12 protein-coding genes and 1 pseudogene are annotated in these 13,211 nt (G+C 59.6%); 7 read left to right on the top strand and 6 right to left on the bottom strand.

The features are described 5' to 3' along the window. Window positions 1-20 precede the first annotated feature (20 nt). The 5 genes and pseudogenes from phoU (at window position 21) to ACTG2U_RS05435 (ending at window position 5,426) form a co-directional block, all read left to right on the top strand. On the top strand, window positions 21-731 hold the full coding sequence (phoU, locus tag ACTG2U_RS05455) for a phosphate signaling complex protein PhoU (protein ID WP_005334097.1): 711 nt from the start codon (window positions 21-23) through the stop codon (window positions 729-731). Window positions 732-921: 190 nt separating this feature from the next. Next, entirely contained in the window at window positions 922-2,241 is a 1,320-nt protein-coding gene (locus tag ACTG2U_RS05450; protein ID WP_005334094.1) for a hemolysin family protein, read from the top strand. 28 nt (window positions 2,242-2,269) lie between these two features. Beyond that, window positions 2,270-2,806, top strand: a complete 537-nt coding sequence (locus ACTG2U_RS05445; RefSeq protein ID WP_100654823.1) for a hypothetical protein — start codon at window positions 2,270-2,272, stop codon at window positions 2,804-2,806. 293 nt (window positions 2,807-3,099) lie between these two features. Next, a complete protein-coding gene (locus ACTG2U_RS05440; protein WP_064338279.1) occupies window positions 3,100-4,002 on the top strand; it encodes a homocysteine S-methyltransferase family protein in 903 nt (300 codons plus the stop codon). A 9-nt stretch (window positions 4,003-4,011) separates the two neighbouring features. After that, window positions 4,012-5,426, top strand: a pseudogene (locus ACTG2U_RS05435) (basic amino acid/polyamine antiporter). 111 nt (window positions 5,427-5,537) lie between these two features. Here the strand turns inward: ACTG2U_RS05435 and ACTG2U_RS05430 are convergent. Then, entirely contained in the window at window positions 5,538-6,377 is an 840-nt protein-coding gene (locus ACTG2U_RS05430) for a sterol desaturase family protein (RefSeq protein WP_439974166.1), read from the bottom strand. Window positions 6,378-6,545: 168 nt separating this feature from the next. Between ACTG2U_RS05430 and ACTG2U_RS05425 the strand changes: the two genes are divergently transcribed. Next, entirely contained in the window at window positions 6,546-7,337 is a 792-nt protein-coding gene (locus ACTG2U_RS05425; RefSeq protein WP_199258908.1) for a substrate-binding periplasmic protein, read from the top strand. Window positions 7,338-7,444: 107 nt separating this feature from the next. Here ACTG2U_RS05425 and ACTG2U_RS05420 read toward each other — a convergent pair whose 3' ends face one another. The 4 genes from ACTG2U_RS05420 to ACTG2U_RS05405 form a co-directional block, all read right to left on the bottom strand. Beyond that, window positions 7,445-8,188: an amino acid ABC transporter ATP-binding protein gene (locus ACTG2U_RS05420; RefSeq protein WP_439974165.1), complete on the bottom strand. Its 744-nt coding sequence runs from the start codon at window positions 8,186-8,188 to the stop codon at window positions 7,445-7,447. Beyond that, window positions 8,172-8,294, bottom strand: a complete 123-nt coding sequence (locus tag ACTG2U_RS05415) for a hypothetical protein (protein WP_439974164.1) — start codon at window positions 8,292-8,294, stop codon at window positions 8,172-8,174. The genes ACTG2U_RS05420 and ACTG2U_RS05415 overlap by 17 nt, the downstream gene beginning before the upstream one ends. Next, on the bottom strand, window positions 8,278-9,237 hold the full coding sequence (locus ACTG2U_RS05410) for an amino acid ABC transporter permease (protein ID WP_439975108.1): 960 nt from the start codon (window positions 9,235-9,237) through the stop codon (window positions 8,278-8,280). Before ACTG2U_RS05410 ends, ACTG2U_RS05415 begins: the two co-directional genes overlap by 17 nt. Before the next feature lie 99 nt (window positions 9,238-9,336). Further along, window positions 9,337-10,137: a transporter substrate-binding domain-containing protein gene (locus ACTG2U_RS05405; protein WP_201955798.1), complete on the bottom strand. Its 801-nt coding sequence runs from the start codon at window positions 10,135-10,137 to the stop codon at window positions 9,337-9,339. 512 nt (window positions 10,138-10,649) lie between these two features. On the opposite strand from ACTG2U_RS05405, the gene ACTG2U_RS05400 reads away from it, so the two are divergent. Then, window positions 10,650-11,783 (top strand): GGDEF domain-containing protein, encoded by a 1,134-nt coding sequence (locus tag ACTG2U_RS05400; RefSeq protein WP_439974163.1) that lies wholly within the window; start codon window positions 10,650-10,652, stop codon window positions 11,781-11,783. Between the two features lie 92 nt (window positions 11,784-11,875). Here ACTG2U_RS05400 and ACTG2U_RS05395 read toward each other — a convergent pair whose 3' ends face one another. After that, the gene (locus ACTG2U_RS05395) at window positions 11,876-13,210 is read right to left on the bottom strand and encodes an MFS transporter (protein ID WP_439974162.1); all 1,335 of its coding nucleotides are present in this window, start codon (window positions 13,208-13,210) and stop codon (window positions 11,876-11,878) included. Window position 13,211 lies beyond the last annotated feature (1 nt).

The following is a 13,211-nucleotide window of genomic DNA, read 5'->3' as shown; positions in this document are numbered from 1 at the left end:
AGCAATCAAGGATTATTTGTATGGACAATATGAACCTCAATAAACACATCTCCGGTCAGTTCAATGCCGAGCTAGAGAGCGTGCGCAACCAGGTGCTGGTGATGGGCGGTCTGGTGGAGCAGCAGCTCACCGACGCCATTGCGGCGATCCACGATCAGGATCTCGATGCGGCGCGTAAAATCGTGGCCAACGACCACAAGGTCAACGCGATGGAAGTGGCGATCGACGAGGAGTGCACCCGCATCATCGCCAAGCGTCAGCCGACCGCCTCCGACCTGCGACTGGTGATGGCCATCATCAAGACCATCACCGACTTGGAGCGCATTGGCGACGTGGCCGACAAGATCGCCCGCATGCTGACCGACAACGCCAACAAGCCGCAGCCGCCGCTGGTGTCGCTGGAGAACATGGGCCGTCGTACCATCAAGATGCTGCACGATGTGCTCGACGCCTTCGCCCGCATGGATCTGGATGCCGCGCTGGCTGTCTACAAGGAAGATGACAAGGTAGACCGCGAGTACGAGTCCATCATCCGCGAGCTGATGACCTATATGATGGAAGATCCCCGCACCATCCCCCAGGTGCTCAACGTGCTGTGGGCGGCGCGTGCCATCGAGCGGGTCGGCGATCGCTGCCAGCACATCTGCGAGTACATCGTCTACTACGTGAAAGGCAAGGATGTGCGCCATACCAAGGCGGACGATCTGGGCACCTTGCTGGGCAAGGGCTAACCGGAAGTGAATAAAAAGGCGCGTGAAGCGCCTTTTTTGTTGCATAACTGGTCGGAGTAAGATAAAGCCCCCAACTGGCTGTTTTCTGATAGAATACTCCCCCTGTGTGAGTCCCGGATGGGCTCACGGTCCGGTCTCCCGGGCCCAGTTTGCCGTCTTGTGCTAAGGCGGGTGTAGCAATAGGTTAATCATGAGTTTTGCCGATAGTTTGTTCTTTTTAATGCTGCTGGTTGGCGGCAGTGTGTTCTTCTCCCTCTCCGAGATCTCTCTCGCCGCGTCTCGCAAAATCAAATTGCAGGTGATGGCAGATGAAGGTAATCGCCAGGCCGAAAAGGTGCTGGCCCTGCAGGCCCAGCCGGGCAACTTTTTCACCGTGGTGCAGATTGGCCTCAATACCGTCGCCATTCTGGGCGGTATCCTGGGTGAGTCTGCCCTCAACCCCGCCATCAAGGGGATTGTCTCCCAGTTCTACCAAGGGCCCTGGCTTGGCGAGATCAGCTCCGGTGCCTCCTTCGTGTTCGTCACCGGCATGTTTATCCTGATCGCCGATCTGATGCCCAAGCGTCTGGCTATGACCATGCCCGAGCAGATTGCCGTGGTGGTGGTGCGCCCCATGCTCTTCTTCGTCACCGTGCTGATGCCGCTGGTGTGGGTCTTCAACGGATTGGCCAACTCCCTGTTCCGTCTGATGCGTGTCTCCACCGTGCGTAACGACGAGATCACCTCCGACGATATCTATGCGGTGATGGATGCCGGTGCCGAGGCGGGGGTTATCCAGCGCGAGGAGCATCAGCTCATCGAGAACGTATTCGAGTTGCAGTCCCTTGGTGTCACCTCTGCCATGACGGCCCGCGAGAGCCTCATCTACTTCACCCTGCAAGAGAGTGAAGAGAGCATCAAGGCGAAGATCGCCGAACATCCCCACAACAAGTTTCTGGTCTGTGACCACAACCTCGACAGCATCAAGGGCTTTGTCGATGCCAAAGAGTTGCTGATCCGCGTTATCGGCGGCCAGAGCATCGACCTGATCGGTGGCAACCTGGTGCAGAACGTCATCATCATCCCCGATACCCTGAACCTCTATGAGGCGATGGAGTACTTCAAGAATCATCGTGGTGACTTTGCCGTGGTGATGAACGAGTACGCGCTGGTGGTGGGGATTGTCACCATGAACGACCTGATGAGCACCGTCATGGGTGAGTGGGCCACCCACGTGGTGGAAGAGCAGATCGTCCAGCGCGACGAGAACTCCTGGCTGGTGGACGGGGTTACCCCCATCTCCGACGTGATGCGCGCCTTCGATATCGAAGAGTTCCCCGAGAACCAGAACTACGAGACCATCGCCGGCTTTATCATGTATATGCTGCGCAAGATCCCCAAGCGCACTGACTCGGTCAAATACGCCGGTTACAAGTTCGAAGTGGTGGATATCGACAGTTACAAGATTGATCAGCTGCTGGTTACCCGGGTCGAACCGGCTGTGGCCGAGAAGCCTGCTCAGGAATCGTAAAAGGAGCGACATAAGAGTCATGAAGATGATGCAGTCTCATTCCCGTGCGCTGGCCTGTGTCGCGCTCGCCCTGGCACTGGGTGCCTGTAGTCAGAGTGCGCCGCGCAAAGCCACAGTGGCAGCCAAGCCGGTTGCCCCCAAGCCTGCTGTAGTCGTGCCGCAGCCGGATCCCGATGCGGTGGTACAAAGCGGCATGGCCGAACCGAGCCCGGTCTTTGATGAGCAGTATCATGGCCCGGATCAGGGGTCGCTGGAGTCTGTGACTGCCCTGTTTGCCCGTGGCTACATCGAGTCTGCCATGCGCGAGACCATGCTGGCAGCGGTGCACAATGACTATCCGCTGCTCGGCATGCGGGATGTGCGGTTGACCGATCCGGTCTCCAAATTCCTCACCTCCGAGCATGCGGCCACCACGGCCCATGACTACCTCTATGCGGGTGTGCAGCGTCGCCTCGGTCGTCCGCTCAGCCCTGCCCAGTGGGAGCAGATCTGGCGTGGCCTGCCGCAGCAGGGTCGGGTCTCCGACTGGGTCAAACAGATCAAGCGAGTGCTGGCCGGGCGTTAAACTGCCAGCGGATCAAGATTGTGATGAGGCCACCTTCGGGTGGCCTCTTGCATTTCTGCGTTTGCCTCGCCGTTTGCACGCTGATTTCTGCTGATACTGATTGCCGCCCGTGGCACTTTGTTTTATCTTGTTTTGGCCATCTAAACATCCATATGTTTTTATGGCTGCATAATAAAAGGGCTTCCCAGGATGAAGCAGGACGATCTGCAGCGATTCAGCGTGAAACCGCAGATCAACAAAACAAACAGATAAATACGCAAATAAACAACGCATAAAACAAAGAGACACGACAGATGGAAACCAGGGAATTGTGGGTGCTGGATGGGGGCATGGGGCGCGAGTTGGCAAGGCGGGGGGCACCGTTTCGTCAACCCGAGTGGTCGGCGCTGGCCTTGATGGAGGCGCCAGAGACGGTGCGTGATGTGCATCAGGCCTTTGTGGCGAGCGGTGCCCGGGTCATCACCACCAACAGTTATGCGCTGGTGCCGTTTCATATCGGCGATGAGCGTTTCTTTGCCGACGGGGAGGGGCTGGCAGCGCTGGCTGGTCAACTGGCCCGTGAGGTGGCTGACGCGCAGAAGGGCGCCGTGCGGGTGGCGGGTTCTCTGCCGCCGCTCTTTGGCTCCTACCGTGCCGACCTGTTCAAGGCGGACCGGGTGAACGAGCTGGCGACGCCGCTTATCCGGGCGCTATCCCCTTATGTGGATATCTGGCTGGCCGAGACCATGAGCCTGATTGCCGAGCCACTGGCCCTGAAAGCGCTGCTGCCTGATGACGGCAAGCCGTTATGGGTCTCCTTCACGCTGGAAGATGAGGCGCCGGGCAATGAGCCGACACTGCGCTCCGGCGAGCGGGTGGCCGATGCGGTGAGCTCGCTGGTGGCGGCCGGGGTCGATGCCATCCTGTTCAACTGCTGCCAGCCCGAGGTGATTGAGGGGGCGCTCAAGGTGGCCAGTGCAGCGTTGCAGGCAAAGGGTCGCAGCGACATCCGGCTCGGTGCCTATGCCAACGCCTTCCCGCCGCAGCCCAAAGAGGCCACCGCCAATGACGGGCTGGACGAGATCCGCGCCGATCTGGGGCCGCTGGATTACCTTGGCTGGGCCGAGCGCTGGCGCGCAGCCGGGGCGAACCTCATCGGCGGCTGCTGTGGCATCGGCCCCGAGCATATTCAGGCGCTGAGCCGCCGGTTGCGCTAAGGAGCTTCCATGAAAGAGAGCAAGATTGGGCTCTGGTCACTCACCGCGCTGGTGTTCAGCTCCATGGTGGGGGCGGGGATTTTTAGCCTGCCCCAGAACATGGCCGAGGTGGCAGGCGCCCGCGCCGTGCTGATCGGCTGGGGCGTGACGGGTGTGGGCATCCTGGCGCTCGCCATGAGTTTTCTCTATCTGTCGCGACTCAGGCCGGATCTCGACGGCGGTATCTACAGCTACGCCCGCGCCGGTTTTGGCGATCTGGTGGGCTTTTTCTCCGCCTGGGGTTATTGGCTCTGCGCCACCATCGGCGTGGTGGGCTATCTGGTGATCGCCTTTGCCGCGCTGGGCAGCTTTGTCGACACCCCCGAGCAGATCTGGTTTGGTGAGGGCAACACTCTGGCGGCGTTTGTCGGCGAGTCTTGCATCCTCTGGGCGGTGCACCTGCTGGTGGCCCGTGGCGTGCAGCAGGCGGCGCTATTCAATCTGGTGGCGACCCTGGCCAAGAGCCTGCCGCTGCTGCTGTTTATCCTGTTTGCCTGCTACTGGTTCGATCCGGTCACCTTCGCGGCGGATCAGCAGGGCAGCACCCTGGCGGTGCCGGTCTCCGAGCAGGTGCGCAATACCATGCTCATCACTCTCTGGGTCTTCACCGGTATCGAGGGGGCAGCGGTGTTGTCGGCCCGCGCCAGAAACCGGCGGGATGTGGGGACGGCCACCGTGCTCGGCGTGGTGCTGGCGCTGCTGCTCTATGTGCTTATCTCGGTGCTGGCGCTCGGAATATTGAGTCGGCCCGAGCTGGCGGCGCTGCCCAACCCTTCCATGGCTGGGCTGATGGCCCAGATGACCGGCTCTGGGGCAAGCTGCTCATCAGCGTCGGCCTGATCGTCTCGGTGCTTGCCTCCTACGTGAGCTGGACCCTCTTCTCGGCGGAGGTACCGTTCAGCGCGGCCCGCCACGGTGCGTTTCCTGCTATCTTCCGGCGCCAGAACCGCAACGGGACGCCTATCGCATCGCTCTGGCTCACCAGCCTGACGGTGCAGACTTGCCTGCTGCTGGTATGGCTGCTCGGCAAGGGCTACACCAGTCTGCTGCTTATATCGACCTCGATGATTTTGGTGCCTTACCTGCTGATCGGCCTGTTCTTGCTCAAGCTTTCGTTCAGCAAGGAGGAGGAGAGTGGGCAGGGGCGAGGCCTGATGCGGGCAGTGGCGCTGGTGTCGAGCGGTTACGGCTTCTGGCTGCTCTATGCCGCCGGGGTTGAGTATCTGTTGCTCTCCTTGCTGCTCTACGGGCCGGGTCTGCTGCTGTTTCTCTACAGCCGCCGTCAGCTGGGCACAGATCTTTGCCTGAGCGGTCGCGAGAGGCTGTTGGCCGGAGTGACCTTGCTGAGCCTGATCCCCGCCGTCTGGTCGTTCGCCCATCTTTGACACCGAAGATATGGCTGACCATAAAAGAGAGCGCCACCGTGGCGCTCTCTTGTTATCAGGGACTGGTTATCAGGGGCTTGCTATCCGGGAGTTGCGATTCGGGGCGAAGGCCTAGCGGCTGGCAGGCCCAGCCGGTTTGCCAAACAGCACCGCGAGTTTTTGTCGCCAGGGTAGGCCACGGGCATCGCGCAGCATATCGCGCCACTCGTGGAAAGTGAGGATGAAGGGGTTGAAGCTGTGGATCGGCTTGGTGATGCCGAAGCGGCATGGCTCGGCAGGGTCTTCTTCCACAAAGGTGCCGAACAGCCGATCCCAGATGATCAGCACCCCGGCGAAGTTGCGGTCTATGTATTTGGTGTTGCTGGCGTGGTGCACCCTGTGGTGGGAGGGGGTGTTGAAGATCCACTCCAGCCCGCCAAGCTTGCCCACCACCTGGGTGTGGACGAAGAACTGGAAACCGAGGCTCATCAGCACGGTGGCGACTACCGCCTCGGGCGGGAAGCCGATGACAATCATCGGGATCCAGAACAGCCACATGCCGGAGATGGGATACATCAGGCTCTGACGAAAAGCGGTGGAGAGGTTGAGCCGCTCCGAGCTGTGGTGCACCACGTGGGAGGCCCACAGCCAGCGCACATGGTGGCTGGTGAAGTGGAACAGCCAGTAACAGAGATCCTGCAACAGGAACAGCAGTAGCACACTCCAGAGATTCAGCTCGATATCGAACAGTCGCCAGCCCCAGAGGGTATCATACAGATAAGCAATGGCGATGGCCGCCAGGGCATCGCCCCCCTGATGCATCAGGGCCAGGGCTGCGTTGGCGAACAGATCCCGCCACTGGTAGGTGGCAGTGGGAAAGGCCGCGCCATGTTTGCGCAGGTAGAGCATCTCCCAGCCGATAAAGGCCAGAAAAACTGGGGAGAGGTAGAGCAGAAGCAGTTGCACATCCATATGCGGCCATCCATTCAGAGCAATTGCTCTCCAGCATAAAGGATGGTTTTAATATTTCATTAACATTTTTCAGCCAACGAAGAGATGGCATGAAATATGGCGCGGAAGCAGAGGAAGGCGCGGCGGATGGCTATGCTTGATGCAGGCTTTTTCAGGAGGTGCTGGCTTATGCGCGTCTGGTGTTGCTTGTTGCTGGGGTTGTGCATGATGGCGCACGCCAAGACCCGGGTCGAGATCCTGGCAGATGCCGCCTATCCTCCCTACTCCTGGCAGGAGGGGGAGGAGGTCAGGGGGATCTATGCCGACATCATCCGCGAGGTGACCTCTGCCATGCCTGACTATGAGGTTGTACTCAAGCCTATGCCGTGGCGGCGCGGTCTGAGCATGGTGGAACAGGGGACAGCCTTCGCTATTTTTCCACCCTACTACATGCCCGACACCCGCCCTTACATGTGGCCCTACTCCCAGCCGATGCTGGATGAAGAGCTGGTGGTGATGTGCGGCGCCAGTGTAGTGGCCAATACCCCACAGGCCAGCTTTCCGCTCGACTATCACGGTTTGCGCTTTGGCATGAACGCCGGTTTTGCCGTCGGCGGCGATGCCTTCTGGCAGGCGGTAAAAGAGAAGCAGATCGACGTGGAGGAGGTGAAAAGCAATCGGGAGAACCTGCTCAAGATTGTCCGCGGCCGGGTCGATTGCACCATCAATGATCGCCTCTCCCTGCTCTATGAGTTGCTCAACATGATAAAGGCCGATCAGCTGGCGGTGGCCGATATGTCCCTGCTCAAACAGGGGCCGGTGCTCAGCAAGGAGCAGGGGTTTCTCGGCTACAGCCGCAAGGGGGAGTACCCCTACAAACAGGCCTTTATCGACCAGTTTGACAAGGAGCTCTATCAGCTCAAAAAACGTGACGGGGTGAAAGTGATCGTGGAGCGCTATCTGGGAAAGTCCCCGCGCTGAGCCGATGAGATGGGCACTCGGGTTCAGCTGGGTTAAGCCTGCTCAGCGTGACACACAAGCAGAGGGACCTTGCGGTCCCTCTTCGTTTATCCAGCAGAGCATGTTGGCTACAGCACCTGACTCAGGAACTGGCGCAGGCGTGGGGAGGGTGGATTGTCGAAGAAATCGGCCGGTTTTTCATCCACCAGCAGTTCGCCACTCTCCATAAAGAGCACCCGATCCGCCACCTCGCGGGCAAAGCCCATCTCGTGGGTCACCACCACCATGGTCATCCCTTCGCGGGCCAACTCTTTCATCACCTCCAGCACTTCCCCCACCATTTCGGGGTCGAGCGCACTGGTGGGCTCGTCAAACAGCATGATGCGTGGCTGCATGGCGAGTGCCCGGGCAATGGCCACCCGCTGTTGCTGACCGCCGGAGAGTTGGGAGGGATAGCTGGCCGCTTTCACCGACAGCCCCACTTTCAGCAGCAGCGCCTTGGCTCTGTCTTCGGCCTCACGGCGCGACAGGCCACGCACCTTCTGCGGCGCGAGGCAGATATTATCCAGCACCGTCAGGTGGGGGAAGAGGTTGAAGGACTGGAACACCATGCCCACCTCTTCCCGCAGCTTGTTGACATCGCCCGGCTCGGTCAGGCTGATGCCATCGACCACGATATTGCCGTCGTTGATGGTCTCCAGCTGGTTGAGGGTGCGCAGGAAGGTGGACTTGCCGGAGCCGCTGGGGCCGACGATCACTACCACTTCCCCTTCGGCGACCTGGGTGCTGACATTTTTCAGGGCGTGCACTTCGCTGCCGTAGAACTTCTCGACACCGGTCGCCTTGATGATGGGATCAGTTGCTGTGCGCATATTTCGCCTCCAGAAAACGCACCGGGAAGGCGCAGGGCGTGCCGCTGATGGCAGCACGGCTCGACATCTGTTGAGCCTCGATGATGGGATCAGTTGCTTTTCGCATATTTCACCTCGAGACGGCGCACCAGGAAGGAGAGGGTACCGGTCAGTACCAGATAGAGCAGCGCCACGGTGAACCACACCTCGAACGGGCTGAAAGTGGAGCTCACCACCTCGCGTCCCGCCTTGGTCAGATCGGTGATGGAGATGACCGACACCAGCGAGGAGTCCTTGATCAGGTTGATGAACTGACCCGCCAGTGGCGGCAGTACCCGCTTGAAGGCCTGCGGCAGGATGACGTAGCGCATGGTCTGGGCCGAGGTGAGGCCCAGACTGCGGCCCGCTTCCATCTGCCCCTTGTGGATAGAGCTGATGCCGGCACGCACGATCTCCGCCACATAGGCGCCGGTAAAGACGGCCAGTGCGGCGACCCCGGCGGTGAAGCGATCGAGGTTCAGCACTGTGCCGATAAAGAAGTAGACGATGAAGATCTGCACCAGCAGCGGGGTGCCGCGAATGAGCTCCACATAGGTGATGGCCAGATTGCGCAAAGCCGGGTTGGGGGAGAGGCGGGCCAGTCCGGCCAGGGTGCCGAGCAAAATGGCGAAGATGCCCGCCACCAGCGAGAGCTTGATGGTCATCCAGACGCCCCAAGCGATGGGGCCTGCGGTCCAGCTCAGTTGGGTGTCGAGGGTATCGCCACGAAAAACGGTATCCCCTTCGGCGACTTGTATGCCGGTACTGGCAATGGCTTGCCGCACATTGGGGTCAAGATCGTCTTGCAGGAACAGCTTGCCCTTCTCGGCCTCGCTGGTACCCGCCATCACGGTGCCGTCAAATTCGGCCAGATTCTTCTGTTCCGCCTGATAGGCGATGTATTGGGGAATGCGTTCCCAGCGCCAGGTGTAATCCACTGACTGGACAGCCTTGTAGATGCCGAATACGGCAACCAGCAGCATCAGCAGGAAAACCCCATGCCAGAGTAGCTGATTGGGCTGTTTTTCCATCTGTCTTGTCGGTTTGGGTGTGTGCACAGTCACAACCTCTTCTCGTTATTGTGTGGGGAGCTGCGTGGTGCAGGGGCGGCATTTGCCGCCCCCCGGAGGTTATTTGAGCTGATTCAGCCAGGCGTTGGATTCGAACCACTTCTTGTAGAGACGGTCGTAGCTGCCATCGCCCTTGATCTGGCGCAGGTAGTTGTTGAACCAGTTGAGGGTGTCCTGATCCCCTTTGCGGATGGCCCAGGCCAGCGGCTCGAAGGTGAACGGCTTGTCGAGGTGTACCACGGCGCCCTTGTTCTGGGAGGCGAAAATGGCGTTGTAGGGCAGGTCATAGACGAAGGCATCGACCTTGCCGTTGATCACCTCCAGCTTGGCGTCATCCTGGGTTTCAAACTGCAGCAGGGTGGCTTTCGGGATCAGGCGCTTGACTGCCTGCTCGCCGGTGGTGCCGAGCTTGACCGCGATCTTGTACTTGGGATCGTTCAGATCGGTGAAGGATTTGATTTCGCCCGCCTTCTCTTTGCGCAGGACTATGGTCTGGCCGACCACGATGTAAGGATCGGCGAAGTTGACCCGCAGATTGCGCTGGGGAGTGACGGTCATGCCGCCCATGATGACGTCGAACTTGTTGGTCAGCAGTGCCGGAATGATGCCATCCCAGGCGGTGTTGACGAACTCGACCTTCACGCCCATCTCTTTGGCGACCATCTTGGCGAGATCCACGTCAAAGCCGATGTATTGGCCCTGCTTGTTGGTCATTTCAAAGGGTTGATAGCCCGCATCGAAGCCAACTCGCAGCACGCCGCGTTCGAGCACGGCATCCAGGGTAGACGTGGGGGCTGGGGTCGGGGCCGCTGTGGCGATCCCGCAAAATAGCAGGGTAGAAAGAATCAGTTTTTTGATCATAAGTGACGTCTCTGTCGGTGGTGTGTTCGGCCTTGAACCTGATCCCGTGCGACTCCGTGGCACAAGAGACTGCTGCATCCGGCAACAGGCAAGACAGGATGAATGTCTTGAGCGGGACAAAAGCCCCATATGAGATGCTATGAATAGTGGTTGAGTGAAAAATGTACCAAAAACAGATTGTGTCAGAAGACTCAACAGGTTAGAGACATTTATTGCTCATGGCTTCATTCATAAAATCACACGAAAACAACATATCTATCTAATGGGGTGGGTTCAAGCCCAAATTGTGCCCAAGACATTTTGTTACATAGCGAGGGGCTCGCATGTGGCTTTTGTCTGGGGGATCTCATCAGCGGGTATGCATCGAACCTGTGGTGACGGAATGGCGAGAGTGATCCAGCAGCGCGAAAAACCGACGAACAGGATGTTTTTATTGTGAAAACAGTCAGGTCCCTCTGGGTCTAGGCAAACGCTTCTCATATACTCAGTTACCCTCTCTGTATGGCTTTGGTATGGACGCCTCACTACTGCTTAAGCTGGATATTTTTACCTTGATGATCATGGCCTTGTGTGGCTATTGTCTCGGTTTCCTCACTCTTACCATCATTCGCGTTACCCACCACGATATTCCTGGCGTCGGGGTCTGGTGGTGGTCCAGCCTGTTTGCCATGCTGGGCCAGGCGGGATTCGCCAGTCTGCTGCTGACCCCCACGCCTTATGGCTCCTGGGTTGGCAATGTATTCCTGATTTTTCATGTGTCGTTGCTGCTGGTCGCCCAGCGCTGTTTCTTCCGTCAACCACCCGGCTGGCGCGCCTGCTGGGGCTTCATCCTGCTGTTTGCCGCCGTCATGACCTGGTCGGTCGCCATCGATGGCCGGATTGCGGTGCGGGTGATGATCAGCAGCGCCACCTTCCTCGTGCTCAGTTTGCTCATCATCTGGCAGCTCTGGCGTCACGGCCGCCCTGATTATCAGGTGGCGGTTTGGGTGCTGATTGGCCTCAATCTGGTGCTGATCGCCATGACCCTGATGCGGATGTTTACCGTGTGGGGCGAGGTGATCGAAAGCCCGTTCCAGCGTCAGCTGTTCAACGTGTTGCCCTATGTCTCCATGCTGGTGGGCAGCTCCATGCTCACCTTCGGGGTGCTGCTGCTCTGCAACCAGCACCGGGCGCTGGAGCTGCGCTATCAGGCCAGTCATGACCCGCTGACCGGGTTGTTCAATCGTCGCGGTTTTATGGAACGTCTGGCCCGTGGACGGCCTGCACAACAGGGGGCGCTGGTGGTGCTCGATCTGGATGACTTCAAGCAGGTCAACGATCGGCATGGTCATGAGGTGGGCGATCGGGTGCTGGAGCGGGTCGGGCTGGCGCTGCGCGATCTGGAGGGGGTGTTGGCCGGTCGCTTTGGGGGCGAGGAGTTTGTGTTGCTGTTTCGCCATGCCACCGCAGACGAGGCGATCGCCCGTTGCCAGTCACTGCGGGTTCAGCTTGCGGCCAGCGAGGTAGAGGGGATCCATATTACTGTCAGCATGGGGGTCGCCCACTGGCAGGGAGAGTGGCATTTCGACCACCTGTTCCGGCGCGCGGACGACGCCCTCTATCGTGCCAAACGGGAAGGGAAGAACCGGGTCTGTCAGGCGGCTTGAGGCAGGGATAGCTTCAGGAATAACATCAGGGCGCGGTGATCCGCGCCCTGTTTGTTTCTGCGTGCCGGATATAGTTCGTCAGCTGCCACCCGCTACTCTGCATTCGCTTGAGCTGCTCTCGGTGCCTGCGCCTTGAGGAAGGGGAGCAGCAGCAGGGCCGAGACGCCTGCCGCCACCGAGATCACTACGAAGAAGCCGTTCCAGTGCCAGATCTCCATCACCTTGGCCAGCGGATAGCCCGACAGCGCCGCCCCCATGTAGGCGAACAGACCGACAAAGCCGGTGGCTGCCCCTGCTGAATTCTTGTGGGAGCACTCCGCTGCCGCCATGCCGATCAGCATCTGGGGGCCGAACACGAAAAAGCCGATGGTGAAGAAGCAGGCCGCCTGCATCACATAGCTGAAGAAGGGCATCAGCCAGAGCGATCCCACCGCCAGCAGGATCCCCACCGCAAAGATGAGGTTCATCGGGCCACGGTTGCCGTTGAACAGCTTGTCCGATCCCCAGCCCGCCACCAGCGCACCGATAAAGCCTCCCACCTCGAACATGGAGATGGCCGAGTTGGCGCTCATCAGATTGAAGCCGCGCTGCTCGGTCATGTAGAGATTGCCCCAATCATTGATGGCGGTGCGCACCACATAGACCAGCACGTAACAGCAGGCGAGCAGCCAGATATAGGGGTTGCCCAGTACATATTTACGCAGGATCTGGCGATGGGAGAGCCCCGCATCCTGAGTCTGCTGGGCCAGCTCCATGGCATCCTTGCGCCACTCGCCCACAGTGGGCAATCCCATGGCGCTCGGGGTATCCCGCAGCCGCCAGCAGAGGAACAATCCCGCGATGATGGCGATAAGGCCGGGCACTATCATGCCGTAGCGCCAGCCATGCTGCAGAGCGATGGTGCTGACGATAAGGGGAATGAGCGCCCCGCCGACGTTGTGGGCAGTGTTCCAGGCCGACCACCAGACCCCGCGCTCGGTGCGCGAATACCAGCTGGTGAGCAGCTTGGAGCAGGGGGGCCAGCCCCAGCCCTGGAAGAAGGCGTTGGCGACCCAGAGGGCGGCAAACATCCAGAGTGCCGACGAGAGGCCGAACAGTATGTTGATAACGCCGGTGGCCATCAGTCCGACGCCCATAAAGTAGCGCGGGTTGGCGCGGTCACTGATGATGCCGGAGAAGAACTTGGAGCAGCCGTAGGTGATGTAGAACAGAGTCCAAAGCATGCCGATATCGGACTTGTCCAGCATGCCGCTCGCCAGCATGTCCGGCATGGCGAAGTTGAAACTCTTGCGAGTGAAGTAGAAGACCGCGTAGCCCAGATACATGGTCAGCAGCAGGTGCAGCCGCCAGTGGCGATAGGTGGCATCGATCTCGGCCTGATCCCGGATAAGGGGCCGGGGCGGCGCGCTTCTCATAAAACTCAGCACA

This window comes from Aeromonas sp. 95A, from assembly GCF_051919235.1.
Lineage (GTDB): Bacteria > Pseudomonadota > Gammaproteobacteria > Enterobacterales > Aeromonadaceae > Aeromonas > Aeromonas veronii.
This window is presented reverse-complemented; position numbering and strand designations above follow the sequence as displayed.